The following is a 24,075-nucleotide window of genomic DNA, read 5'->3' on the forward strand; positions in this document are numbered from 1 at the left end:
CTATGATTGATGCACACTGGGCGCTTAAGGTACTGACCTGGCTTGAAGTGAGTTTTATTTTATTAGTTGGCGGCATACTTTTAGCGATAGTTATTATGTATATCACTGACATTAGCCAAAACACACATACTATTCGCAAAAACTATCCGGTTATCGGGCGGTTTCGCTATTTTTTTGAACATCTCGGTGAGTTTTTCCGTCAGTATTTTTTTGCCAATGACCGCGAAGAAATGCCCTTCAATCGCGCTGACCGCGCCTGGGTTTACCGCGCAGCTAAAGATGTAGATAGCAATATTGGTTTTGGCTCCACACTCAACTCAAATGAACCGGGCACACTGATTTTCTTAAACTCACCCTTTCCTATTATGGAAAGCGATGCGCTTATGCCCTCACCTGTCACGCTCGGGCCTTTTTGCAAAACGCCCTACACTACCCATTCCATTTTCAATATTTCGGCGATGAGTTACGGTGCTATTTCCAGCCCCGCAATCAAAGCCTTATCGCGAGGCGCAGCCAAAGCGGGCTGTTGGTTAAACACCGGTGAAGGAGGCTTATCGCCATACCATCTTGACGGCAATTGCGATTTGGTATTTCAAATTGGTACAGCAAAATACGGCGTGCGGGATTTAGAAGGCAATTTGAGTGATGCGAAATTAATTGAACTCGCCGCAAAACCACAAATCAAAATGTTTGAAATAAAACTGAGCCAAGGTGCCAAACCCGGCAAAGGGGGCATATTGCCCGCTGAAAAAGTATCTGCCGAAGTGGCATTGATTCGCGGAATTGCTGAAGGTGTCGCATCGATTAGCCCCAATGGTCACACAGATATTCGCTCGGTCAATGACCTGCTGAAAATGATCAACCATATCCGCAATGTCACCGGCAAACCCGTTGGGTTTAAAGCCGTACTCGGCGAGAGGAATTGGTTAATTGATCTGATCAACGAAATTCGTGTGCAAGGTATTGAAGCTGCACCAGACTTTATTACACTCGATAGCGCCGACGGCGGCAGCGGTGCGGCGCCACAACCTTTAATGGATCATGTAGGTTTACCAATTAAAGAAAGCCTGCCTTGGGTAACAGCGCTGTTGACGGAAGCGGGCCTGAAGGAACGAATTAAAATTATCGTTGCAGGTAAACTCGTCACCCCGCATATGGTTGCATGGGCGCTCGCCAGCGGTGCTGATTTTGTTAACAGCGCGCGTGGTTTTATGTTCGCGTTGGGTTGCATTCAGGCAATGCAATGCCATAAAAATACTTGCCCTACCGGCATCACCACTCATAATCGCAAATTACAAAAAGGCTTGGACCCAACTAATAAGGCGGAACGTGTTGCCGCCTACCAATACAACATCACCAAAAGTGTGGCAATCATTGCGCACTCTTGCGGCGCAGCAGAACCGCGTCAATTACGAAGCGAGCACATTCATATAGTTAACACCAATGGCTTCTCGGTACCGCTGGATGCGATCAACCCGCAACCATTGATTTTTACAGCTGCGAACTCACATCTCTCTGGCAGCGAATCCCTGACAAAAAATTAATTTTGTAATTAATCCTATAAAGTTGCGAGGAAAAAATGTATTACCTTAAACCACTCATTTGCTTGATACTCACTTATGCCATTACCGCCCATGCACAATCCCCACTGAATGTTGTATCCAAGCCCACAGCGGCTGCACCACAAAAAGAAGCAGTGATTAGTGAATTGGGTTGGATGGATAAGAGTAAAATGGACAAGGAGCTCACCGCACTGAGTGAGCTGACCCAAACCAAACTCGGCACGCCCATTCGCACTGACCTTAGCGATTTAGCCACAATGCAAAGACTAATCGACAAAGAGCTAGTTGCACAAAATGATTACAGCACACAGCAGGCAATGGGCGTGGCGCTGGGAAATTTAATTCTGGCCGATTTCCCTAATACATTTGAGTGGAAAGTCTATGAAGATGAGGTTGGCCGCAGCCGTGCACTGTGCGTTAAAAAAACCAGCGAGTGCCTGTTCCCGATAACTATGCTATCGCGCCGTATGGAAGTTGGCAGCAAACCGGATGTCAAAACGATCCACAACGATGCAATTTTGCTGATGGAAAAGCACCTCCCAAAACTGCCATACGATGGCGGCATTATGTACAGACTTAAGCGCAACTAATCGCATCACTCTCCCGATACTGTCACATCAAGGGCGCTCGTCCTTGATGTAATAAAAATTGAGCTTCCTGTCGATTTCATGACATTTGATTCGACTAACCACAGCAATTGCGATCATGCTAACTCCTTAACACTTACTGACATCTATCGGTTATGCCATTAGGTATAGTTCATCTTGTATTAGTTTAATTATCACGGAAGCTCATGTATGTCTGACTACTCAACTCACCCAACGGCATCGCGCATTTCAACCCAAGAATTCACGCTCTTGGTTGCTTTATTAATGTCGATCGTCGCCATGTCGATAGATGCACTGCTCCCGGCCTTGGGATTTATTAGTCGCGATATCCCCCTCGCCCACAGCAATCAAGCTCAGTACATTATCAGCGCATTATTTCTGGGGATGGCGCTTGGCCAATTAGTCTGCGGCCCTTTGTCAGATGCAACCGGGCGCAAAAAAATTCTCTATGCCGGAATCCTGTTATTTTTTTGCGGCAGCGTAATGTGTTTCTTTGCACAAGACATGAACACCCTGCTTATCGGGCGTTTTATTCAAGGCTTGGGGGTCGCTGGGCCTTATGTGTCAGCCATATCAATTGTGCGCGATAAATATGCAGGCAATGAGATGGCGCGCATCATGTCGCTGGTGATGATGATTTTTATTATGGTGCCCGCCCTCGCCCCCAGTATTGGCCAAGCGGTTTTGTTGGTGAGTTCATGGCGCTATATTTTTGTACTTTATATTGTGTATGCACTCATCATTGGCGTGTGGATTTTTTTGCGGCTGGAAGAAACCCTGCCCCAACAGTATCGCATCCCCTTTAGTACCCGCGGGTTTATCGATGGTTTTAAGGAAGTGATCAGCAATTACACCACCATGTGTTACACCCTGTGCATGGGTTTATTTTTTGGCAGTTTTCTCGGTTACCTCAATTCGTCACAACAAATTTTTCAGGATCTATTTCAGACCGGAAAATTATTCACACTCTATTTTGGTGTATTGGCCTTGGTGTTTGGAGTTGCTTCACTCGTCAATGCGCGTTTTGTCCAAAAATGGGGAATGGATTATTTATGTACCCGCGCGGTATTGGGCATCATCATTAGCTCCGCTATTTTTCTCGCACTGCAGATGATACTACCCGCCAATCTCTGGCTATTTATGATCTACGCCTCAGTACTGTTTTTCTGTTTTGGCTTGGTGTTTGGCAATGTCAACGCTATGGCGATGGAACCAATGGGGCATGTCGCAGGAATTGCATCTGCCATTATCGGTGCAACATCATCGATTATGTCGATGCTGATCGGCACTGGAATTGGCCAAATGTATAACGGCACTTTAATACCGGTCACCAGTGGCTTTTTAGTGCTGGCGACTTTGGCCTTGGTGATTTTGCAGCTGGCACGTAACAAAAAAGTACAACCAAACGAACCGCTAATGGATTAAATAGCATGAACCAGACCTTTCGCCATATGCAGAAAGGTCTGCTTTTGGCGCACTGACCAAACAAAAAGTCACTGGCATATTGCCCAGCAACTGCGTAGTATGCGCCCCGACACCCTTAAGGTCAGTGTCGCCCTCCTCTGTTGTCGAACACCCCAGTGTGTTTGCACATCTCAGCTCGCCAGACCTTGCCCGCCACGCGGGAGGCCGAGCAACAGGAAAACATTATGTCATTTGAAACTCTCGGTCTTCGGGCCGATATTCTGCGTGCTATTGCCGATCAGGGCTACAGCACCCCTACTCCTATTCAGTTACAAGCTATCCCTGCCGTTTTAAAAGGCGGTGATATTCTTGCTGGTGCGCAAACAGGAACCGGTAAAACAGCCGGTTTCACTCTGCCGCTGCTAGAAAAATTGAGTGCAGCACCCGCCACTCAAGCGGGCGGCCGTCGCCCGGTGCGCGCACTTATTTTGACTCCAACTCGTGAACTTGCTGCACAAGTATTTGAAAGCGTGCGCGATTACGGCAAATACCTGCCGTTGCGCTCAACCGTTGTTTTCGGTGGTGTGAGTATCAATCCGCAAATGATGAAATTACGCGGCGGTGTCGACATTCTCGTCGCTACGCCAGGTCGTCTGCTCGATTTAGTTAATCAAAACGCCGTGAGTCTACGTCAAGTTGAAGTGCTGGTTTTGGATGAAGCCGACCGCATGTTGGACATGGGCTTTATTCACGACATCAAAAAAGTTTTGGCCCTGCTGCCAAAACAACGCCAGAACCTGCTGTTCTCGGCTACTTTTTCCGATGAAATTAAAGCGCTCGCCGATAAGTTATTAGACCAGCCAACGTTGATTGAGGTAGCGCGCCGCAATACTGCGTCCGAGCGTGTGACCCAACGAGTTCATCCGGTTGATCGCAATCGCAAGCGCGAACTTTTATCGCATCTGATTAATCAGGGCGATTGGCAACAGGTGTTAATTTTTACCCGCACCAAACATGGCGCGAATAAATTAACCGAACAATTACAAGACGATGGCATCAGCGCTGCTGCGATTCACGGCAATAAAAGCCAAGGCGCGCGCACCAAAGCGCTGGAAGATTTTAAACGCGGAGCGATTCGCGCATTGGTTGCAACCGATATTGCCGCGCGCGGAATTGATATCGACCAATTGCCACACGTGGTCAATTATGAATTGCCCAACGTACCGGAAGACTATGTGCATCGCATAGGCCGTACCGGTCGCGCTGACTCAGAAGGCATTGCGGTTTCACTAGTCTGCATTGATGAGATTAAATTCTTGCGCGATATCGAAAAACTGATCAAACGCGATATCGAAAAAGAAGTCATCGCCGGTTATGAACCCGATCCCAATGTAAAACCTGAACCCATTGTGTTGGGTCGCCGTATGACTATTGGTGCTGGTGCCGGCAAAAATGGCGGCGGCAGATCTGCTGCCAAAAAACCAACTTTAGGGCAAAAACCTAAAAACGGTAATGGCAAAAGCCAACAGAAAGACGGCGCGCCACGCAAACCTCACACAGGGGCAAAACCTCAGGGCAATGGCAATCGCGCAAACGCGGGTAAACCACAACAGGCGCGTCGCCCTCAGGCTGCAAGTTGATTATTCGCTAGTACAAGCCTGAAACAAAAAACCCGCTGTGAAGCGGGTTTTTTGTACCTCTATTTGATAAATAATTAATGCAGACAGCAGCAGAACCTCAACGACGCAGCAGATTGTTCAACGCTATTTTTTCTCAAAGCTTATATCCTGCAAACGCAACTCTGCTGCTGATTTTTGATCTGCCTTAACCTGTAAATACAAATTGCCAAAACCACTAGACGCAGTTAATGGAAACTCTTTGCGAATATAGGTTTTCAATTCGGATGATGACAGCACACCAGAAGCAAGCAAATCACCTTCTGTATTATCGCGACGAACTTCAAATAACCAATTAGTTGATTCTTTAAAAAAAAGTGCGCCTATTTTTAATGACTGGACCGAAGTTAAGTCGTAACGACCAATTGCAAAACCTGCCCATTCACCATCAGCAATGAACTTGATCATTCTAATTTCCCGGAATGCATCGGCTGTAGCACCTTTACTGGCCGTTACCGGATTAAACACACTGTCAAAATCAAAACGGTGAGGAACCAATTTAAATTCCTTAGCCGTTTGAAGTGGCGGCATGTTATTAGCGCCTTTATCAAGATAACTGGCAGTAAAAATATAAGCTTCGCCTTTCGCCACAAACGGCTGATCTGCGCTTATAGCTGCAGTATTTTTCTGATGAGACTGCAACTGAACCTCGCCATTCAGCGCAAGCTGTTCGGATGAATCACTATCCGTCAATGACAGCACATAAGTTGCCAGCGCGGTACGATCCGCCTCACTTAAACCAGAGAAAGCTGGCATATTCATCTCACCCCACACGCCAGCCCCACCGTTGCCAAGTTTATTCACTAAATATTGAACAGCGTTGGAATCCTTTTGATATTTTTTCGCCACATCTTTAAATGCCGGCCCTACCATTTTTTCATCTAATTTGTGGCAACCCAAACAATTGTTCGCATCTGCTAAATTTTTTCCTTGATCAATCAAACTAATAACTTGATGTCCCTGACCTGATTGCTGCTCCGCTGCGGCATATGCGAAGGTGATGCGTGGATTCGAATTTTCAATTCCGGCAATGACACCATCCTCTTTATCCTTAATAATAAATTCATACTGGAGTTTTTGTGTGTCCGGCCAATAGAAAGATTGATTTTGTATTGAAGCCAACTCAATAACCGGTGGTTCATTACCTATATCGAGTTTTTTATTGACGGTTGCTTTGGCACCATTCGTATCGCTAACCGTTAACTCCAGTGTGTATTCACCCGCCTTCTCTAACGACAGGGTAATCTCAGCTGCATCCCCCAAACGCTGCTCTACACAGGCGGCTTCTGCACATTGCACTTTCCATGCATACGTCATTTTATCGCCATCCAAATCTATTGATTGTTTGGCTGAGGCTCGAATTTGCGCGGGAAGGCCCGACTGGCTTTTATCCAGCGTAATGTCTGCTACTGGCGGGCGATTGCCAGCCCCCACATATTCTATCCGCGCAAGACGCGCATCTGGATTTCCAGTAAACCAGGACATGCCGTATTCCAATACATATAAAGTACCGTCCGGAGAAAAACGCGAATCAATCGGCAGCGCATAATTAATGTGCGGCGCAAACGGTTCTATCTTTTTAATACGGCCCTGTGCATCAAAGCTCACCACTTTTACCCAGGCGCGCATAAAATCGAGAATAAATAGTGAGTTGTCGTAATACGCGGGATAACGATTAACAGATTCGGGATAATCGCCTGAATGATAAACATCGGCAACTAAGGCTGTGCGACCGCCAGTACCCAGTTCAGGAAATACATCGGAAGTGCCATATGGATAGGCGATAAAAGCGGGCTGCGCTGGTGGTAGTTGTTTGGCGCCGGTGTTGTTCGGCGAATTATTAATGGGGCTTTGTGGATTTACCCATTCACCCGTTTTTTGAGTAATGTAATCATATTTTTTATAGGGCTTATTTTGCCCAATCACCAACGGCCAACCAAAGTTACCAGCAGCAGTTACCCGATTGATTTCATCGTAACCACGGGAGCCTTTTTCATCTGAATCGTTACTGGCATCCGGGCCGACATCGCCATAAAACAAGGTACTGGTTTTATGGTCGTAAGTAATGCTGTAGGGGTTACGTGCGCCCATCACATAAATTTCCGGGCGTCCTTGTGCTGGATCTGTAAATAAATTACCTGCAGGAACATCATAACCACCGTCTTTTTTTGGAATGATACGCAGTACTTTACCGCGTAAATCCTGTGTATTACCGGGCGCGCGCAAACCGTCATTCTTTTTCATATCCGGGCGAAAATCTACAGGTGCGTAACCATCCTGATCGTGAGGATTGGTATTATCACCAGTGGAAAAAAACAATTCCCCATTGCTGCCAAACTGCAGATCACCACCGGTATGACAGCAATTATTATCGATTGGATATTGCAGAATTTTTTCTTCAGTAGCGGCATCAACTTGATTATTGCGCCATAAAAAACGTGACAAACGTTGGCCAACATTTCCTGCATCATCTTTTACTGTGAATGCTGCATAGACTGTATGATTTGTTGCAAAGTCCGGATCCACAGCCACACCCACCAGACCCCACTCCTGAAACTTATCATAAGCAACAGATAGTGCCCCCGCATCACTTAGCTCATTACTTTTGTAATCCACGCGCTGAAATTTTCCTGGGCGCAAGGCGATCAACGCATCACCATTAGGAAAGAAAGCCAGCTTAACTGGCTCATCCAAATTCTCAGCCACGGTTTTTTTCACAAAACGATTTGGCTCCGGGCGTGATTTACTGTAATCCAAACGCGGCTTAAAACCCGTGCGATGATTCAGACCTACCGCATAGGTCAAACCACCCATTAGATGCTGTAATAAGTCCGGATTTGAAAAAGATTCGCTAGAGTGCCCCATGCCAGTGTAAAAAGCGCGGCCACCATCGTAATCGTGATACCAAGAGATGGGATGATCATGACCATGCTCGCCCCCCTGATAAGTCGACTCATCCACTGTGGCGACCACATTGATAAACTCATACATGTCGCGATAGTTATACCACTCATCCGCCACACTGATAGAGCCAGCTAATGATGCAGTCGATGCGTGGTGTTGATCGACAAAGTTAACCGTCGCTTGTTGCACATTACTGGGCGAATTGGGATGGTTTTTAAATACTGCTCCCACTAAATTGCGATACCAAAACCAGTCGCCTTCCCATTCAGTGTCTGCTGCAGCATGAATACCGACAAAACCACCACCAGCCTGAATATAGCGCTCCATTGCCAACTCCTGATTTTCATCGAGCACATTGAGCGTGGTATTCAAAAAAACAATAGCGTTAAATTGGCTTAACTCAGCGTCCGTAAACAGACTCGCGTCTTCACTCGCCACTACGGTGAATTGATGTTCTTCCGCTAATTTTTGGAAAGCGGCAATTCCCGCCGGAATAGAATCATGCCGCCACCCTGCTGTTTTGCTAAACACCAAAATTGTTGCACCACTAAGAGTTTGCTGCTGCGCTGGTAGATAAGCAGACGCCTGATTTGAAGCGGGTTGCTTTGCACTGGAGCCTGCACTTTTCCCACAACTTGCAAGACTGACAGAAAAAATAATCAAACCAACAATACGGATGCACCAACGGGTGATATTGAGCCGAGATCTGTTCATTGCCAAACCTTTAATTCGCTGAAAATACAAATGCCGCTGAGTGTATCAGCGGCATTTCAGGTGTGCTCTCAGGTTTACGATTGTAAACGCTTCTTTTCGCGCCAATCCTATCAAGTTTGGGACTTCTCCAGCCAACGCTGTAGCCGAGCGTCCAAGTCATCGTAGCGAATAGGTTTGCTAATATGATCATCCATACCTACTGACATATAGAGATCATGATCTGCATCAGTTTGTGCCGAGGTGACCGCAACAATTGGCAAGCGACGCACGCTGTGAGTCATACGCTCGTAGTCGCGAATTTTACCGGTGGCCACAAGGCTATCCTGCTCCTTCATATCGTAGTCCATCAGCACCAGATCAAAACGCTCTCGCTCTACAATCTCAACCGCCTCCAATCCATTTTGTACAACCTGCACATAGCAGCCGAGCTTTTTCAGCATAGCGCTAATCACCATTTGATCTACCCGATGATCTTCTACCAAAAGCACTTTAGGCACTATGGCCGCGCCCAAGTGTTCTTTTTCAGAAGTTTTGCGCTCGTCTTCAAGATTTACGTTCAATAATTTTTGCACGGCGGCATCGTGTAAGCGGCGGCGCATAATCGGTTTTTCAATAATACAAACCTGCGGATTATTACGCAGATGCAATTTCATTTCAGGGCTGTCACTCTGCAGTATACCCATCGCGAGAATTTGTTTTACGCCGGCAATTTCAGGGTGTGCTGTGATTTCATGAGACAGCGCCAAACCGTTCATACTATTCAGCCGGGTAAAGATAAACACCAAGTCAAACGGTGTTCCATTGGCAGCTTGTTCGCGCAACTTTGATATAGTCTGCTCCTGCCCCGCCACAATCGTTGTTGCCATACCCCATGCATTCATTTCGTCGGCCAAGGCATTGGCATTGTGCTCAGGCAAATCCACCAACAACGCACGTTTTCCACGCAGTTTTTGTTCGGAACCAAAACGACGCTCCTCATGGGAAACCACTTGTAACGCGATATTGATAAAAATACGATTGCCGCGATTTTTGTTTTCCCGCAAATGAATACTGCCGCCCATACACGCAGCCAGCCCTTTACAAATAGCAAGGCCAATTCCTTTTTGATTACTCTCGCGCGCTTCAGCATCGTTTTCGCCAGCGACATTTTTTTCGCCATCGCTGATAATGACCTGCAACTCACCAAAATCGTCCTGCTCTTGATGAAAGCGCGCTTCAACATACACATGCTCAATACGGCTAGCCTTGAGAGTGTGATTAAGCAAAGTCGCAAGAATTTGATTCAAGCGAGTCACATCACCTTTCACTCGCAATGGCATATTGGGGTCAAAACTGTAGTAGAGCTCAATACCTTGTTGATGAGCATCGAGGGTAAAATCTTGTACAAATTTTTCTAACACCCGGCGCAAATCAAATTCAACATCGTCAAGCACCAGCGTCTTGGTAGTGATCTTGGAGAAGTCCACCACATTATTCACCAGATCAATTTGCCTGCCCGTTGCCTTATTCGCGGTGGTCAGCAGTTCGCGATGATGCTCTGAAAGCTGGCTGTCATCAATCAATGAAAGTGTACTCATTACATCGCTAATGGATGAGCGAATCTCCTGCCCGAGATTAACCAAAAACTCATTTTTTAATTCAATCTGCGCTTGCGATGTACGCTTTTCATTTTCCAAACCCTGAGCGCGCTCGCGCAACGCATAATGCGCTTCCAAACGCTCCCAGTACGCGAGTGATGTCACCTTGCCTTGATGGCTCAGCATCATATAAAACACCACCATAATACTGCCGTACAACACGCCTTCGGCATTACCTAAAAACATTGCAGTAAGCGCGGCCGGAATTTGACCAATGGCCAAATACAAACTGAGAAAGTGGCGATACGGTGCAAACACATTGGCGACACTGGAATAAAACACGACGGAATAGAGCCACATCACGAGCGTTTCATCCCGCATGCCCTGCACCCAAGTAAGGGTGACTAAAATAACGCTCCACCACGCTGCCCCCAGGCAGGATGCAAAAAAGTACTGGTTGCGCCAACGAGTGGGCGCACGAGCGTAAAGTGCATCGAAACGAAATAAATAATAGCTGCGCACCAAAGTCACCAGCAGCAACCCCGTAACCAGCACTATAGCTAGATTGTGTTCTTTTTCCTGAAAATCACCGAATGCAAGGCAGAGCACAAAAACAATAAAATTAAGAACTAAACCGCGCCGACTGTACTTGGCAACACGCGCGTCGGTTTCACGCATGATGGCGCGATCTTTTTGAACCTTGGTGGTGGGGACAAAAAAATGAAACATGGTTAACCCAGAGTTATGACAATGAGAATCAGAGCTATGCCCTTAAGGCTAGCTGAGGATGTGTACAAATACTTCTTTAATCACAAATACCACAATCGCAAAGCCCAATACCCCAAACAAAACGAAGGAACCAAATCGACCGGCTTTGGATTTTTTTGCGAGATCCCACACAATAAAAAACATAAAGATAATCAACCCGCCGCCACAGAGATACATAGCCCAGGTTTCAAATTGTTCGAGATCCATGGTCGTTTAAGCCCAATACAAAAAATAAGAAGGATGAATGGGGCGGCATTGTAGCGAAAAAAACAAAAAGCCGCTGTAGTAGCGGCTTTGAGGAAGGGAAATCAAGCGATTGGTTACAATCTTTTTACAGCAACTCGATTAGCTCGGGCACAGCCTCAAACAAATCAGCCACCAAACCATAATCTGCCGCCTGAAAGATAGGTGCATCTGCGTCTTTATTGATAGCCACCACTACCTTCGAATCGCGCATTCCCGCCAAATGCTGCACTGCCCCCGATAACCCTACCGCAATATACAACTCAGGAGCCACCACTTTGCCGGTTTGCCCTACTTGCATATCATTGGGGACGAAACCTGCATCCACCGCGGCACGTGACGCCCCTACTGCAGCGCCAAGTTTGTCAGCCAATTGATAGAGCAACTGAAAATTCTCGCCCGCTTGCATGCCGCGGCCACCCGACACTACCACACGCGCCGAGGTCAGCTCAGGCCGCTCACTTTGCACCTGTTGCTGACTAATAAAACGGCTAATGGTTTGTGATGGCGGAGGCGTGATAGCAACCACCTCCGCACTGCTTTCTCCTAGTGCCACTTCACCAAAAGCACTGGCACGAACACTAAGGAGATTAATCGACTGCTCTGTACGCAGATGTGCAATTGCACTACCTGCATACACCGGGCGCTTGAATTCATTGGCAGATTCAATTGCAACCACATCGGTAACAGGTTGCACATCCATCAGTGCCGCTATGCGCGGCAATAAATTCTTGCCAAAGGTTGTTGCGCCTACACAGACATAAGCATAATCCTGGGCCAGGTGCGCCAGCCAAGGCGCAAGTGTTTCCGGTAGTTGATGCTCACAGCGATCATCATCGGCAAGCAATACTTGGCGTATACCCGGTACACGCGCAGCCATTGCAGCAGCAGCGGCGCAATCTTTACCGGCGACCAGTAGATCCACCTCTAATGAAACAAATTCGCCCAAACGCGCCAAAGCCCCCATCACCTTCAGATTGATTAAACTGAAGCCATTAGCATCCAGCTCAACCAATACCAGTGCACTCACCTTATTTGATGTGTTCATAGCACTTTGGCCTCCTGCCGCAATTTATCCACCAATTCAGCAACACTGTTAACCCTGACCCCCTGTTGGCGCGCTTTGGGAGCATCGACGGATATAGTTTGCAAGCGTGGCTGCAAACCCAACCCCAACTCAGCCAAAGGGATAGTAACCAGTGGCTTTTGGCGCGCCTTCATAATATTGGGCATGGTTGGGTAGCGCGGCTGATTCAGACGCAAATCTGTGGTGATAACCGCTGGGAGTTTTAGTGCAAGGGTTTGCAAACCGCCATCCAGCTCGCGGGTTACCCAAACCTCATCGCTTTTGCACTCAATATGCGAGGCAAAAGTACCCTGCGGATAACCACAGAGCGCCGCCAACATCTGCCCGGTTTGATTGTGGTCACCGTCAATAGATTGTTTGCCCAGCATTACTAGTTGTGGCTGCTCTTGTTGCACTAAGGCATGCAGCACTCTGGCAATAGCTAACGGCTCAAAAAGGGATTCGGTGGTAATGTGCAGGGCGCGATCTGCCCCCAGAGCGAGTGCGCTGCGCAACTGATCTTGCACGGCCTGAGGTCCAATACTGACTACCACTACCTCGCTGGCCAGCCCCTGCTCCTTTAAGCGAATGGCCTCTTCAACAGCGATTTCACAAAAGGGATTCATCGACATTTTGGCACTGGCGATATCCATACCACTACCGTCAGCCAAGGGGCGCACGCGAACACCAGGGTCCACAACACGTTTAATTGCCACTAAAATTTTCACAGCGTTTTCCTTGCGGGTCCAAAGTCAAAAGGTTGTGTTCTCTATTTTTATTGATTGCCAAACATCCGCAACCCCGCTATTCAATCATATTCACCCAATAGCCTCCATAAAAATGGGGTTATTTTTATCTCATGAGTCACCAGGACACATCATTTTTAATCTAATCGTGCTCACCTTATGTACGGCATGAAGCACATTGCGTACACTGCCGATCTGCATAAACCAGCCCCCTAATTTATCGGATTATCCATGCGTACTACCAAACTTATCTCTATCGCATTTATGTGTATTTTTCTGTCTGCTTGCGTTTCGTCGCTGCTGATTGGCAACCAACTGCAAAGTAAACTGATGTGGTCCTTTTTAAAACCGCTAGTGGGGTTTGACCCCAATGAGGTGGATCTATTTGAAACACCCATGGTGAAAAACCGGATGACGTCATTGCTGGGCGATAAGTACGAACCCACCATGAAATTATTGCGCACCGCCCAGACAATCCAACAGGAAGGTGCATTGTTCTATGTTGCTTCGCGTTACGCACCACCACAAGTACAGGAAATTACCGACAAAGCCGCCATGGTATGGAATGCCGACACCAACCAAATGGCCGTCATGCTAATTAAAGATGGCACACCGGAAATTATTTCGGAACAAATCGAAGGCGCAAAACAAGCCATCACCCCTGTTCTGCCAAAAGAATTGCAAAACGCTTACGACCAAGCCAAAGCTGCAAAAAGCGCATTGAATGAAAAACAAAAAGCACTAATGAATGTACAAAAAATTGTCGAGAACCCAGTGGGTGCGGTAGCAGATAAGGTCAATGAAAAAATTGATAGCAGCATCGCCAACACCACTCAAAAAGCCAAACAGCAAGCAACAGAAAATGTGCAACAAGTCTTGCCTGTCACTCCCGTTATAGATCAGGAACAACTGGACTTTGATGCGGCAATGAAAAAGGAAGCTGCTGAGCTCAAAAAGAAGAAAACCCAGTAACTCATTTTCTCTAATATCGATCGTTTTTATCGATACTTGACCTTTTGTAACAAATCGAACGCTGAGGCATCTATAGGCTATCACTCGCTATGGATGCTTTTTTATGCTCAACACATCAACACTTTGCGGCTTTTACCAGACCTTCATCCAAGGATTAGTAAACTGTAGCTCGAATATTGCCGGCCTCGCTTTACGCCTTTATTTAGCGCCGATTTTTTGGATGGCAGGCATGAATAAGTTCAACGCATTCGATAGCACCGTTACATGGTTCGGCAACACTGAATGGGGGCTAGGCCTTCCTCTGCCTTGGCTTATGGCATTCTTGGCCACAGCCACTGAACTTGTCGGTGCAGTATTGCTCGTGCTGGGGTTATTCACCCGCCTGATTGGTATTCCCCTGATTATTACCATGCTGGTCGCTATTTTTGCTGTGCATTGGGACAACGGCTGGCAAGCTATTGCCGATGCCAGCGCACCTTTTGCAAATGAGCAAGTACTGGCGGCAACAGACAAACTCGCGCGAGCGCGTGACATTCTGCAAACCCACGGCAACTATGAATGGCTCACTGGCAGCGGGAAATTTGTCATCCTCAACAACGGCATTGAGTTTGCGGCAACCTATTTGATTATGCTGTTGGCACTGATTGGATTAGGCGGCGGAAAATATCACAGCCTGGATTTTTGGCTGCGTAAAAAACTCGAGCAAAAAACTACGCTGAAAAATTAATCTACGGTACACAGCTATTATTGCGAGTGTTAAGCTTGTGCGATTACCGCCAATTAATGTGTGCGGCTCGCCCAAATCCAACACGAGTAACATGATGATAGATAATGAGCGCGAGCTGATTGCGCAACTAATGAAGGGGGATGATTATGCATTTCGCCGACTTATTGCCCAGTATCACTCCCTTATGCTGAGCATCGCACGCGCCATTGCGGGTGATACTTTTGCCGACGATGTCGTGCAGGAAGCCTGGGTTTCGGCATACCGCAACATCGTCAACTTCGAGCAGCGTTCATCGCTAAAAACGTGGCTGTTAACAATCGTAAGCAACCAGGCAAAAGCGCGCTTGCGCAAAGAGTCCCGTCAGGTCTCCTTGGATCAATTGGATGGTGAAACCCCAGGCAGTTACCTTGACGGCACCCATTTCAAAAAAAATGGCCATTGGCAACAACCGGTACCGCGCTGGAATAATGAATCACCTGAGTCGCTATTAGAAGAGCAGCAATTACAGCATTGTATTAATCGCACACTTGAGCTTCTGCCGCCTGCACAAAAGGCTGCATTTATTTTGCGCGATATTGAACAGCAATCCTTTGAAGATATTTGCAACATTCTTTCGGTTACCGCAGCCAATGTAAGAGTACTAGTACACCGCGCCCGCCTCACTCTTATGCAGGTAATTGATCGTTATCAGGAGACTGGCTCATGTTAAGTTGCAAACAAGTTGCTGCCGTTGCCAGCGATTACCTGGATAACAATAGCCTCGACAACAACACTCCGCTCAAATGGCAAGTCCGCTTGCACTTACTGATGTGTGCAAACTGCCGTCGTTTTGTCCGTCACTTAAAAATTACCCAGCAAGTTGGCGCGGGCATGGTAAAAGCATCCTCAGTTGAAGATGCAGATATTGTCTGGAACAAACTGCAAGCTCACATCAAAGCAGAAACTCAATCAAACCGGAGCTAAACCCACTCCTGCTCGACTAACTATTTGCTTTCAACTAAGTGTGCTAACCGCTGTTTCGCCAGCAATAGATCTGCTGGAGTGTCCACATCCAAACTATCATGCTCAGACATCAAATAGGGAATTTCATGGGTGCGTGGAATTTTCTCTTCTCGCAAAAAATCATCCACTTTAAAAATAGTAATTGCGTTATTGGGCATGTAAAGCGATGGCAAATCCTGACGGCGTAAATACGACGAATGCGCGCCCGCCAACGGCTGTAGAAATTCACCGCCGCCAACATAAGCTTTCATCAATTGATTATTAATTTCACGCACACTGATCAAGCTATGGCAGGTAGGAAAATCATGGAACTCTGCAAGCGCTTCGCGAATATGCGTCGCAGTGCGCAAAGGTGATGTAGGCAGCAATAAAATAATAATATCTTTGCCTGTCAGCTTTAATCGATGAATAAATTCTGCAACGACTGGATCAACCGGCGTTTCATCCCGCGCCAAATGAGGATCACGTTTTAATCTCTCGGCGCCATAGTAATGAGCTACCGATAAGATCTGATCATCATCAGAAGACACATAAGTTACATCAATAACACCGGAGTCTTGCGCTGCTTTTATTGTATAAGCCAGCAGAGGATGATCCCCTACCGCCACGATATTTTTTTGCAGAATGCCTTTTGATCCACCGCGAGCAGGTACAAGTGCAAATACATTTGACATAACCCCTCCAGTATTCGACAAGTGTCAGCAATCACTAGGGTATAGCAAAGTAATGATGAAAGGTCACGAAATGAACAACAATTAATCCGAAAGTCTACTGCTAGCAAAGCGGAAAATGCTCATCCCCATCACATTGAATGAGGATAAACTCAAATTAATTATTTTGTGAGGTGAATGGTAACCGATCTAAAATGCCATCCAGAAAATCGCCGGTAGAATTAAGACTACGCACGATAGATTCCATCGCTTGAAACTGCGCCATCAACCTAGCCCGATAAGCCTCACTGCGACGAGCCAAATCTTCTTCCGCTTTGCTGACATTCTTAATATCTTTGGTGATATTCGTTTCACGCTCTTTGATCGTACCTGATGACTTTAAGAACTCGTTGATCAAGTTTGTCATGGTACCCGAAAAACCACGCGAAAAAGTAATGCTGCCAGACGTGGTGCCCGGCTGAACGATCATACTTAGACCTTCAGCTTTACTGCCAATCGCAGGTAAAAGTATATTGCCGTAACCAAATGCAGCAACGCCGCCTACTGTGCCACCAACATCGGTACCCGTGGTTCCTGAGCGCTGCGTGATACCCAATTCACCCATATCGTCGCCAACAACAGCAAAACCAACCTTGCTTGAGCTACCGTAGACGTCAGAGGTAAATACCAACTTATTGTCTGCAAAACTTACCGCTACTGTCGACCTTACCGCTTTTAAATTAGCATCAAGATTAATCAAACTTTGAAAGTCAGCCGCTAACTCGGCACCAGAGGAATAAGTTTTTCCATCAGGCAAACTAATGGATGCGGTATTCACACCATTTAAAGAAAAGGTGAAGCTGTAATCTTTGCTAGAGGTACTAAAAGGGAACGCAATAACATCATCATTGGTTAATTTCCCTTTGCTAGGCTGTTGCGTGATGACAACATCATAAGTGCCTGGCTGGCTTTTGGCAGAGAATTTATTCACGTCAATATTGACGGTGGATGACGAGGTTTTAGGTACAAAGATATCACGCACACTATCAAAGTGTTTATCGATAGCGGCACGAAAATCAAGATTTTCCTGATCTTTTTTGTTCTCGATAATCTCTAAAGAGCCATCTAATTTGGTGCGTATACCCATGCTCGATAGCGCATTAAAATCACTACTCAAACCCGGTACAGACGATGACAAAATATTGCGCAAACTCTGCGTAACACTTTTAGCCAACGGATCGCGCTGCAAACTACCGTAATCATCCAATTCCGTATCGAACCCTACCAGTTTTTCTATTTCCGTTTTGAATGTGTTGTAGGCTGTTACAAAATCGCGAATAGTTTGCTCTGCGGTCGCTTTATCATGATTGATCGTGACATTGATCGTTTCTGTCAGCGAGCTGGCAAAAAGGTCGAACTCCAAGCCTCCAACAACGTCCTTAATTTGGTTGGATTCACGGCTAACCAACAAACCGTTTACGCGTACCTGCGCATCACGCCCTTCTTGCTGTTGCGTCAGATTGCGGGTGGCTTCATTAAAATTAAACCCGGCCAATCCTAACGAGGCAGGGTCTTCTGTTGCGGTGATTTCAATTTCATTTTTGGCGCCAGATTTTGCCGTCAACAATAATTTATAGCCCCCACCATCGCTAATAATACTGGCCGTCACCCCTAGATTGCCTTTATTGATGGCATCGCGAAGCCCAGTAAGAGAGTTATTCGAATCATCAATAGTAATAGTGCCGCCAGCAGTTTTGCTTGAGTCAACGGTAAAGCTTGTTACATCCGGGCTCCATTCTCCCAAGCGTATAGTCAAAGTGCCCTTGCCTATGGGGGCGGTCATAGAGGTAAAAGTGCCTGAGCTTAGCGATTGCGGCTGCGCAATTTGCTCCACTTTTAATTGATAACTACCCGCCACGGCGGTGGCATCCAACTTGGTAATAGCCAGCAAGCTAGTGTCTGGAATGGAGAGAGATTTGGCATTAAAAGTATCCGCACTGCCTAGCGTTGCGGCAGCTGTTTCGAGTTTTGCGAGCGAGCTGCGCAAACGCCCAAAATCCGATATTTGAGTCTCTAGCAGTGTTTTTTTGGTAGTGAGGCGCTGTGATTGAACAGCATTGTTGGCTTGTGTCAGTTGATCGGCCAATTTATTGGTATCGATGCCCGAACCAGTTCCCAATGCACTGATAATGCTGGAGCCTGTCGCACCATTGCTGTTAGTTGTACTTGATGTACCGTTCACCATTGATACCTCCACACCAAAAATTACCGCTGGCTATCTTTAATTACATAAGGTTAGCGGCAAGCAATGGGTAAAGTTTAGCCGGTTTTGCCGCTTTTTCGAGGTTTATTCCTCTTCCATTGGTTATGAGCACAAACTACGCCAATTGCTTGTTTTTGTTATTAATAATTAATCTAGTCCGCGCCTCCTTTACTCACTAATGGCAGGATGAAATAGAACGTACTACCTTTACCTAACGTTGAACGGTAATCAATTGAGCCACCCATTCGCTCTACGATAATTTTTGAAATGCTTAACCCCAGCCCAGTACCGTCACGACTGCGGGTATCGGACGAGTCGCTTTGGGCAAATTTTTGAAAAATACGCGATCGGAATTCATCTGCAATCCCCTGACCTTCATCACTCACCGCTACTGTAAGGCCTTCCGCATCATTAGTGAGCTGTACTCGCACTACGCCATCAAGAAAAGAAAACTTCACCGCATTGGACAGCAGGTTAGCCATCACTTGCAAAAAGCGATGCGGGTCAACGGCAGCAAGACAGTGCATAGACTGCTCATCCGGAACATCCAACTGTAATTGCACGCCATAACGCGCGGCATACCCCTGATTTTGTTCAATGGATTGTTGCAACAACGGATAGACTTCGCACTGCTCCAGTGCCAGTGTTAAATGGCCAAACTCTAACTTTTCAATGTCCAAAATATCATTCACTAAACGCCCTAACCGATCTGCATTATTACTGGCAATCGTTAATAACTCATGCAGTTTAGCTTCACCCAATTTTCCGCTCAGCGCGATGCTCAATGCCCCCTTAATAGATGTTAACGGGGTGCGTAACTCATGGCTCACCGTAGCAACAAACTCATTTTTTAACCGCTCCACTTTGCGCCTCACAGAGGCGTCATGAATAATAAACGTGAAGAATTTTCGTTCGTGAAGCGCAACTGGGCTAATACTCAACTCAATTTCCAGATCACTACCATCACTACAACGACCCAGCCCATCACTTAATACTGTTGCCGTATTATCATCCCCCGTCAGGTTTAATCCCTGCTGCATAGATGGCACTAAATCGCCGATGTGTAATTGTAAAAACTGCGCGATAGGATATTTAAAAAGCTGTGCCGCTGCTGGATTGGCATTTTGAATAAACCCTTGCTCATCCACAACCAAAATAGACTCCACGGCATTATCCAAAATAGCGGCCAATTCTTTGGTGCGCTGCTCAACCAAGTTAGTAATGTGCTGGGTGCGCCCACTGATCAACAACAAAAAGCCACCTAGCAAACTGCAAAATAACAAGCCGCCAGCCAATACAAACCAAGACTGTAAACTGACGTTGTCTGTCAGATATTTTTCTGTGGGAGTAACAGTAATTAATAATTGCCGCCCACCTAGAGTCATCACCTGACTTAACGCCAGACTTTGCGCATAAGCGGGAACTTTAAATTCCTGTGTGTGGTAAAAATCCCGAGAATCGCTTGGATCTGTAGTATCAGTAATCGTTAATTGATAATCACCTGACGAATAGGGCTTGAGTACGATTGCCAATAAGTCCTTTATACGTACAACAGCGGTAACATAGCCTTTCAGGTGAGATTTTCGTGAACTGGGGCTCAGGGTGAGCGAGAGTGCGTCGTATACAGGCTGATAAATTATTACACCACTGGATAGACTTTTATCTTGCAACAGTTGCACAGGTCTGGTCATAGCAAACTGCCCCGACTCATGGGCACGCTCAAGCGCCTCAAGTCGAACAGGATCAGATGCCACATCAAACCCTAGAAGAACCGAGTTTTCTTGCCAGGGGTATACATAAGAAACCACGACATACTCATCGCGGTGTAAAGCTGGCACAAACTGACCGGCTGAATCTCTCTCTTTAATAAAAAAATCCGTACCTAGATCCCGACGTTTTTGCACCTCAAACTGCTCACGCTGGGCATCCTTAATACGTTGACTCCAGAAAAATCCAGTAATTCCATAGTGCCCGATCGTCACATGTTCTACGTAAATTGAAAACTCTTCGCGCGTCACCTGATCCGACGCAATAAAAAAAGAGCGCAATATCCCCAGCGTATTTACTACCGACGAAAAACCAGTACCAACCGAACCAATAAGCAAGCCAGCCTGTTGCTGAAAATGATCATTTAACTTTCTATTTTCGTTATTGCTGGATACAACAAACACAGCAACAACAATTAGACTGCTCACTACAATTGGAACACCTACGGTAAGGCGCCGCGCTCGCCAAAAGTGGCGCGGTTCAGCAAAGCAAACACACACCAACGGCGCCGCAATCAAAACACCAATTGCATCACCTATCCACCAAGTCCACCAACTGTAAAAAGCTTGTTTGGCCGGAATCACATCGTTCGCAAACAATGCCATAACACCAACAGTGGCACTAATACTGGTAGCTACAGGCCCACCCAAAATAAAAAATGCAAAAATACTGCGCTCATCGGTCAAGCTATTAGGAAACCCAATATAACGACGAATCAACCAAGTCCCCGCGGCACTCGCAAGAACACTGCCACAAGCAATTTCCGCGGCGAGCAACACTACGGGTAACGCGAGGATTGGTGCAGGGCTAACCGAAATATTGAGTAGCAATGAACCGAAGAAGACGCCAATTGCCATGGAATAACCCCAAATCAATAACGCCCCTAGCGCTATCCCCATTGGGAGAAATAAACCAGAAACAAAACCGGGCGGAATTGCTAGCAACAGTGACAGGCGCCCGGCGAGGAAATACGCGAGCGCGAGAAAAACAATACGCAACACCCAAGGTGTTGCAGGCATACGCCAAATTTTTACCATCAAAAAAATCTCATTTTTAGCTGCCTTAAGCCTAGTCGAGTCCTCTCCATGTGGCACAAAAAAACAATAAAAAAACCGCCCAAAGCAAGCTGAGGGCGGTTTATTAACGGCGGTGACGCTACTATCGGAGCAATTGCAATACCTGTTCAGGCCGCGCATTGGACTGAGCCAGCATCGCTTGAGCTGCCTGTTGCAGAACTTGCGCCCTGCTCAATGCGGCCGTTTCTGCGGCAAAGTCAGCATCCACAATTCGCGAGCGAGATGCAGAGGTTTTCTCGGATACGTTCGCCAGGTTAGACATGGTGAAGTCCAAGCGGTTGTTAATTGCACCCAATTGCGAGCGAGCATCGTTAATCGTTGTTAGTGCATTGTCGATAACACCTAAGGCTTTTTGGGCCCCAGCCGCCGTATCAATACTGATTGAAGCGATGGCAGTGCCAAATGCTCCTTCTGCGGTGACATTTGATTCTAAAATCCCCAAAGTATCAGGATCAGCATTAGGCCCCAATTTGATACTGATGGGTGCTCCATTGGTACTACTGAGCTTGATGCCGCCGTTGACAGTGTTGCCATCCGCCACTGCAGCAGGAACTGGATTATTCACAAAATCCGAGTGAGCCAATAAAGCTCCACCCAATGCAGTCGCCACTGAGCCTGCCGCGCCATCCCTAAAGGTTAGTGAGGACGTTGCACCTTCCAAGACTACTCGAGTCCCCAACAAACTCGCAGAAACACCGGTTGCATCAGTATTCGCGTTAAACAAGGCTACAACATCAGAAATTGTGCGGGTTGCCGACGCTGCCCCCAAGTCAATGGTTACACCGTTTAAATCAAAAGGGCCAGCCAATGTCGATAAGGTGGCAGCGGCAAAGTCCAATGTTGCCGACGAAAACGCTGCTGCTGTAACGCCCGTATCACTTTGCGCTGCATTAATCGCTGCCACTTTCCCAGCCAAAGAATCAGTATTTTTGTTGGAGATAGCCACACCATTGATGGTGAGATCACCTACATTCCAAGGTACAGCTGGCGTAGCCATACCAATACCTTCAATGTTGCCGGAGCTAGTGTTTTCCCGGAAACCCAAAGCGTTCAATTGTGCGAGAGTTCCGGTTGAACCACGAGTAATAGTGATCGGATCGCCGTGCTCTGACTCCAGCACCAATCGGCCAGCATAGGTTCCGGCAATACCACCACCGGCTGCGTTAGCAGGCACACTACCATCCGTAATAGCGAAGCTCGCCACATTAATACCAGCAATACTCAACTTGCTGTTCTCGCCCACTATTGCATTAAGCAGGCCACCACTTTCGGTGTTAATTTTTTCAGCCAGTTGCTCCAAGTTTTGCGTATTGGTTACCTGAACGGTTGTGACAGTGCCATCCAATTTAGTAATCGCAATTTCAAATACTTGGCCGTTCTCTAAGACACCTGTACCCGCCCCAGTTGCAGTTGCTTGGGCGTAGGTGGAAGCATCGACACCCAGAACATTTTTATTGATCAAATCGATCAATTTATCCATGGTTTGCGCAGGAACCGCTGGTGGACCAACAATTGCAAAACCTTGGTAACTTTCCAGTGATTTGGCAATGGACTGACCGTTAATCAAGATGTCGTTTTCATTGATCGCCAATGTAGAGAGATCAATTTCACCGCCCAACATATCCACACCGACAAAGCCCATACCGAGGGTTTTGGCATCCATCGCCGGGATTTTCATGGTGATGGTTTGGCCGGCGTCAGAACCAACTTGTAAGTTCACCTTGCCTAAAGAACCATCCAATAATTTCTGGCCATTAAACGAGGTGGATGTTGCGATACGATCCAATTCCTGAATCAGCTGTTGTACTTCTGCATCCAATGTTTTGCGGTCAGCATCAGAATAAATACCGTTCGCAGATTGAATAGACAGTTCGCGCATACGCTGCAGAATATTCGTTGATTCCTGCAAAGCACCTTCTGCAGTTTGAATCAGCGATACCCCATCGTTAGCGTTTCTGATTGCTTGATCCAAGCCGCGAATCTGCGACGTCATGCGGTTGGAAATCGCTAAACCTGCGGCATCATCTTTAGCAGAGTTAATGCGTTGCCCGGAAGACAAACGCTCACTTGCACGATCAAGCGCGTTTCCTGAGTTCATCAATTGACGCTGTGAATTCAAGGAAGCGACATTGGTGTTAATGACTAAAGGCATAATGTATCTCCTAATGATTGTTCCTGTTCACAGTGCGTTTTCTGTGACAAGCCGACTGATGAAGCTCAGGGACATTAACAATCTAAATTGCATGGTCTGTGAGAACTTCGTGGCAAGACTTGTAAGAAATAATTAACCAACAGGATTTCTATACGGGTCGCCTAAACCGGTTTTTGCACAGACTGTGCCAAGATAATT

17 protein-coding genes are annotated in these 24,075 nt (G+C 46.7%); 8 read left to right on the plus strand and 9 right to left on the minus strand.

What is annotated here, in order from left to right:
* Positions 1–2 precede the first annotated feature (2 nt).
* The 4 genes from AC2CG4_RS16175 (at position 3) to rhlE (ending at position 5,214) form a co-directional block, all read left to right on the plus strand.
* Positions 3–1,544 carry an FMN-binding glutamate synthase family protein gene (locus tag AC2CG4_RS16175; protein WP_484487255.1) on the plus strand — a complete coding sequence of 514 codons (1,542 nt, stop codon included), beginning with the start codon at positions 3–5 and terminating at the stop codon, positions 1,542–1,544.
* A 35-nt stretch (positions 1,545–1,579) separates the two neighbouring features.
* Complete coding sequence (locus AC2CG4_RS16180) at positions 1,580–2,152, plus strand: DUF3806 domain-containing protein (protein WP_484487256.1); 573 nt, start codon at positions 1,580–1,582, stop codon at positions 2,150–2,152.
* A 207-nt stretch (positions 2,153–2,359) separates the two neighbouring features.
* Positions 2,360–3,595: a multidrug effflux MFS transporter gene (locus tag AC2CG4_RS16185; RefSeq protein WP_484487257.1), complete on the plus strand. Its 1,236-nt coding sequence runs from the start codon at positions 2,360–2,362 to the stop codon at positions 3,593–3,595.
* A 224-nt stretch (positions 3,596–3,819) separates the two neighbouring features.
* Entirely contained in the window at positions 3,820–5,214 is a 1,395-nt protein-coding gene (gene rhlE / locus AC2CG4_RS16190) for an ATP-dependent RNA helicase RhlE (RefSeq protein ID WP_484487258.1), read from the plus strand.
* 123 nt (positions 5,215–5,337) lie between these two features.
* On the opposite strand, the gene AC2CG4_RS16195 is transcribed toward rhlE, so the two are convergent.
* The 5 genes from AC2CG4_RS16195 to AC2CG4_RS16215 form a co-directional block, all read right to left on the minus strand.
* The gene (locus AC2CG4_RS16195) at positions 5,338–8,868 is read right to left on the minus strand and encodes a ThuA domain-containing protein (protein ID WP_484487259.1); all 3,531 of its coding nucleotides are present in this window, start codon (positions 8,866–8,868) and stop codon (positions 5,338–5,340) included.
* A 110-nt stretch (positions 8,869–8,978) separates the two neighbouring features.
* Positions 8,979–11,174 carry a response regulator gene (locus AC2CG4_RS16200; RefSeq protein ID WP_484487260.1) on the minus strand — a complete coding sequence of 732 codons (2,196 nt, stop codon included), beginning with the start codon at positions 11,172–11,174 and terminating at the stop codon, positions 8,979–8,981.
* A gap of 48 nt (positions 11,175–11,222) precedes the next feature.
* Positions 11,223–11,420, minus strand: a complete 198-nt coding sequence (locus AC2CG4_RS16205) for a DUF2788 domain-containing protein (protein ID WP_484487261.1) — start codon at positions 11,418–11,420, stop codon at positions 11,223–11,225.
* A gap of 124 nt (positions 11,421–11,544) precedes the next feature.
* The gene (locus AC2CG4_RS16210) at positions 11,545–12,486 is read right to left on the minus strand and encodes an electron transfer flavoprotein subunit alpha/FixB family protein (protein ID WP_484487359.1); all 942 of its coding nucleotides are present in this window, start codon (positions 12,484–12,486) and stop codon (positions 11,545–11,547) included.
* 14 nt (positions 12,487–12,500) lie between these two features.
* Entirely contained in the window at positions 12,501–13,250 is a 750-nt protein-coding gene (locus tag AC2CG4_RS16215) for an electron transfer flavoprotein subunit beta/FixA family protein (RefSeq protein ID WP_484487262.1), read from the minus strand.
* A gap of 249 nt (positions 13,251–13,499) precedes the next feature.
* On the opposite strand from AC2CG4_RS16215, the gene AC2CG4_RS16220 reads away from it, so the two are divergent.
* The 4 genes from AC2CG4_RS16220 to AC2CG4_RS16235 all read left to right on the plus strand — a co-directional run bounded on the left by AC2CG4_RS16220 (position 13,500) and on the right by AC2CG4_RS16235 (position 15,930).
* The gene (locus tag AC2CG4_RS16220) at positions 13,500–14,240 is read left to right on the plus strand and encodes a hypothetical protein (RefSeq protein WP_484487263.1); all 741 of its coding nucleotides are present in this window, start codon (positions 13,500–13,502) and stop codon (positions 14,238–14,240) included.
* A gap of 103 nt (positions 14,241–14,343) precedes the next feature.
* Positions 14,344–14,967, plus strand: a complete 624-nt coding sequence (locus tag AC2CG4_RS16225; RefSeq protein ID WP_484487264.1) for an HvfX family Cu-binding RiPP maturation protein — start codon at positions 14,344–14,346, stop codon at positions 14,965–14,967.
* A gap of 91 nt (positions 14,968–15,058) precedes the next feature.
* The gene (locus tag AC2CG4_RS16230; RefSeq protein WP_484487265.1) at positions 15,059–15,676 is read left to right on the plus strand and encodes an RNA polymerase sigma factor; all 618 of its coding nucleotides are present in this window, start codon (positions 15,059–15,061) and stop codon (positions 15,674–15,676) included.
* The gene (locus tag AC2CG4_RS16235) at positions 15,670–15,930 is read left to right on the plus strand and encodes a zf-HC2 domain-containing protein (RefSeq protein WP_484487266.1); all 261 of its coding nucleotides are present in this window, start codon (positions 15,670–15,672) and stop codon (positions 15,928–15,930) included. The genes AC2CG4_RS16230 and AC2CG4_RS16235 overlap by 7 nt, the downstream gene beginning before the upstream one ends.
* Before the next feature lie 20 nt (positions 15,931–15,950).
* On the opposite strand, the gene AC2CG4_RS16240 is transcribed toward AC2CG4_RS16235, so the two are convergent.
* The 4 genes from AC2CG4_RS16240 to AC2CG4_RS16255 all read right to left on the minus strand — a co-directional run bounded on the left by AC2CG4_RS16240 (position 15,951) and on the right by AC2CG4_RS16255 (position 23,877).
* The gene (locus AC2CG4_RS16240) at positions 15,951–16,643 is read right to left on the minus strand and encodes an acylneuraminate cytidylyltransferase family protein (protein ID WP_484487267.1); all 693 of its coding nucleotides are present in this window, start codon (positions 16,641–16,643) and stop codon (positions 15,951–15,953) included.
* Positions 16,644–16,797: 154 nt separating this feature from the next.
* The gene (gene fliD / locus AC2CG4_RS16245) at positions 16,798–18,864 is read right to left on the minus strand and encodes a flagellar filament capping protein FliD (protein ID WP_484487268.1); all 2,067 of its coding nucleotides are present in this window, start codon (positions 18,862–18,864) and stop codon (positions 16,798–16,800) included.
* Between the two features lie 170 nt (positions 18,865–19,034).
* On the minus strand, positions 19,035–21,686 hold the full coding sequence (locus AC2CG4_RS16250) for a CHASE domain-containing protein (protein WP_484487360.1): 2,652 nt from the start codon (positions 21,684–21,686) through the stop codon (positions 19,035–19,037).
* Between the two features lie 121 nt (positions 21,687–21,807).
* Positions 21,808–23,877: a flagellin N-terminal helical domain-containing protein gene (locus AC2CG4_RS16255; protein ID WP_484487269.1), complete on the minus strand. Its 2,070-nt coding sequence runs from the start codon at positions 23,875–23,877 to the stop codon at positions 21,808–21,810.
* Positions 23,878–24,075: the final 198 nt, after the last annotated feature.

The sequence above is a fragment of the Cellvibrio sp. ATLC23 genome (genome assembly GCF_057196725.1).

Excerpts from the sequence above, each read along its gene's own strand:
- AC2CG4_RS16230 (WP_484487265.1), top strand. The coding sequence starts at position 15,059 with ATGATGATAGATAATGAGCGCGAGCTGATTGCGCAACTAATGAAGGGG.
- AC2CG4_RS16185 (WP_484487257.1), top strand. The coding sequence starts at position 2,360 with ATGTCTGACTACTCAACTCACCCAACGGCATCGCGCATTTCAACCCAA.
- AC2CG4_RS16250 (WP_484487360.1), bottom strand. The coding sequence starts at position 21,686 with ATGGTAAAAATTTGGCGTATGCCTGCAACACCTTGGGTGTTGCGTATT.
- AC2CG4_RS16180 (WP_484487256.1), top strand. The coding sequence starts at position 1,580 with ATGTATTACCTTAAACCACTCATTTGCTTGATACTCACTTATGCCATT.
- AC2CG4_RS16225 (WP_484487264.1), top strand. The coding sequence starts at position 14,344 with ATGCTCAACACATCAACACTTTGCGGCTTTTACCAGACCTTCATCCAA.
- rhlE (WP_484487258.1), top strand. The coding sequence starts at position 3,820 with ATGTCATTTGAAACTCTCGGTCTTCGGGCCGATATTCTGCGTGCTATT.
- fliD (WP_484487268.1), bottom strand. The coding sequence starts at position 18,864 with ATGGTGAACGGTACATCAAGTACAACTAACAGCAATGGTGCGACAGGC.
- AC2CG4_RS16205 (WP_484487261.1), bottom strand. The coding sequence starts at position 11,420 with ATGGATCTCGAACAATTTGAAACCTGGGCTATGTATCTCTGTGGCGGC.
- AC2CG4_RS16200 (WP_484487260.1), bottom strand. The coding sequence starts at position 11,174 with ATGTTTCATTTTTTTGTCCCCACCACCAAGGTTCAAAAAGATCGCGCC.
- AC2CG4_RS16235 (WP_484487266.1), top strand. The coding sequence starts at position 15,670 with ATGTTAAGTTGCAAACAAGTTGCTGCCGTTGCCAGCGATTACCTGGAT.
- AC2CG4_RS16255 (WP_484487269.1), bottom strand. The coding sequence starts at position 23,877 with ATGCCTTTAGTCATTAACACCAATGTCGCTTCCTTGAATTCACAGCGT.
- AC2CG4_RS16220 (WP_484487263.1), top strand. The coding sequence starts at position 13,500 with ATGCGTACTACCAAACTTATCTCTATCGCATTTATGTGTATTTTTCTG.
- AC2CG4_RS16240 (WP_484487267.1), bottom strand. The coding sequence starts at position 16,643 with ATGTCAAATGTATTTGCACTTGTACCTGCTCGCGGTGGATCAAAAGGC.
- AC2CG4_RS16195 (WP_484487259.1), bottom strand. The coding sequence starts at position 8,868 with ATGAACAGATCTCGGCTCAATATCACCCGTTGGTGCATCCGTATTGTT.
- AC2CG4_RS16175 (WP_484487255.1), top strand. The coding sequence starts at position 3 with ATGATTGATGCACACTGGGCGCTTAAGGTACTGACCTGGCTTGAAGTG.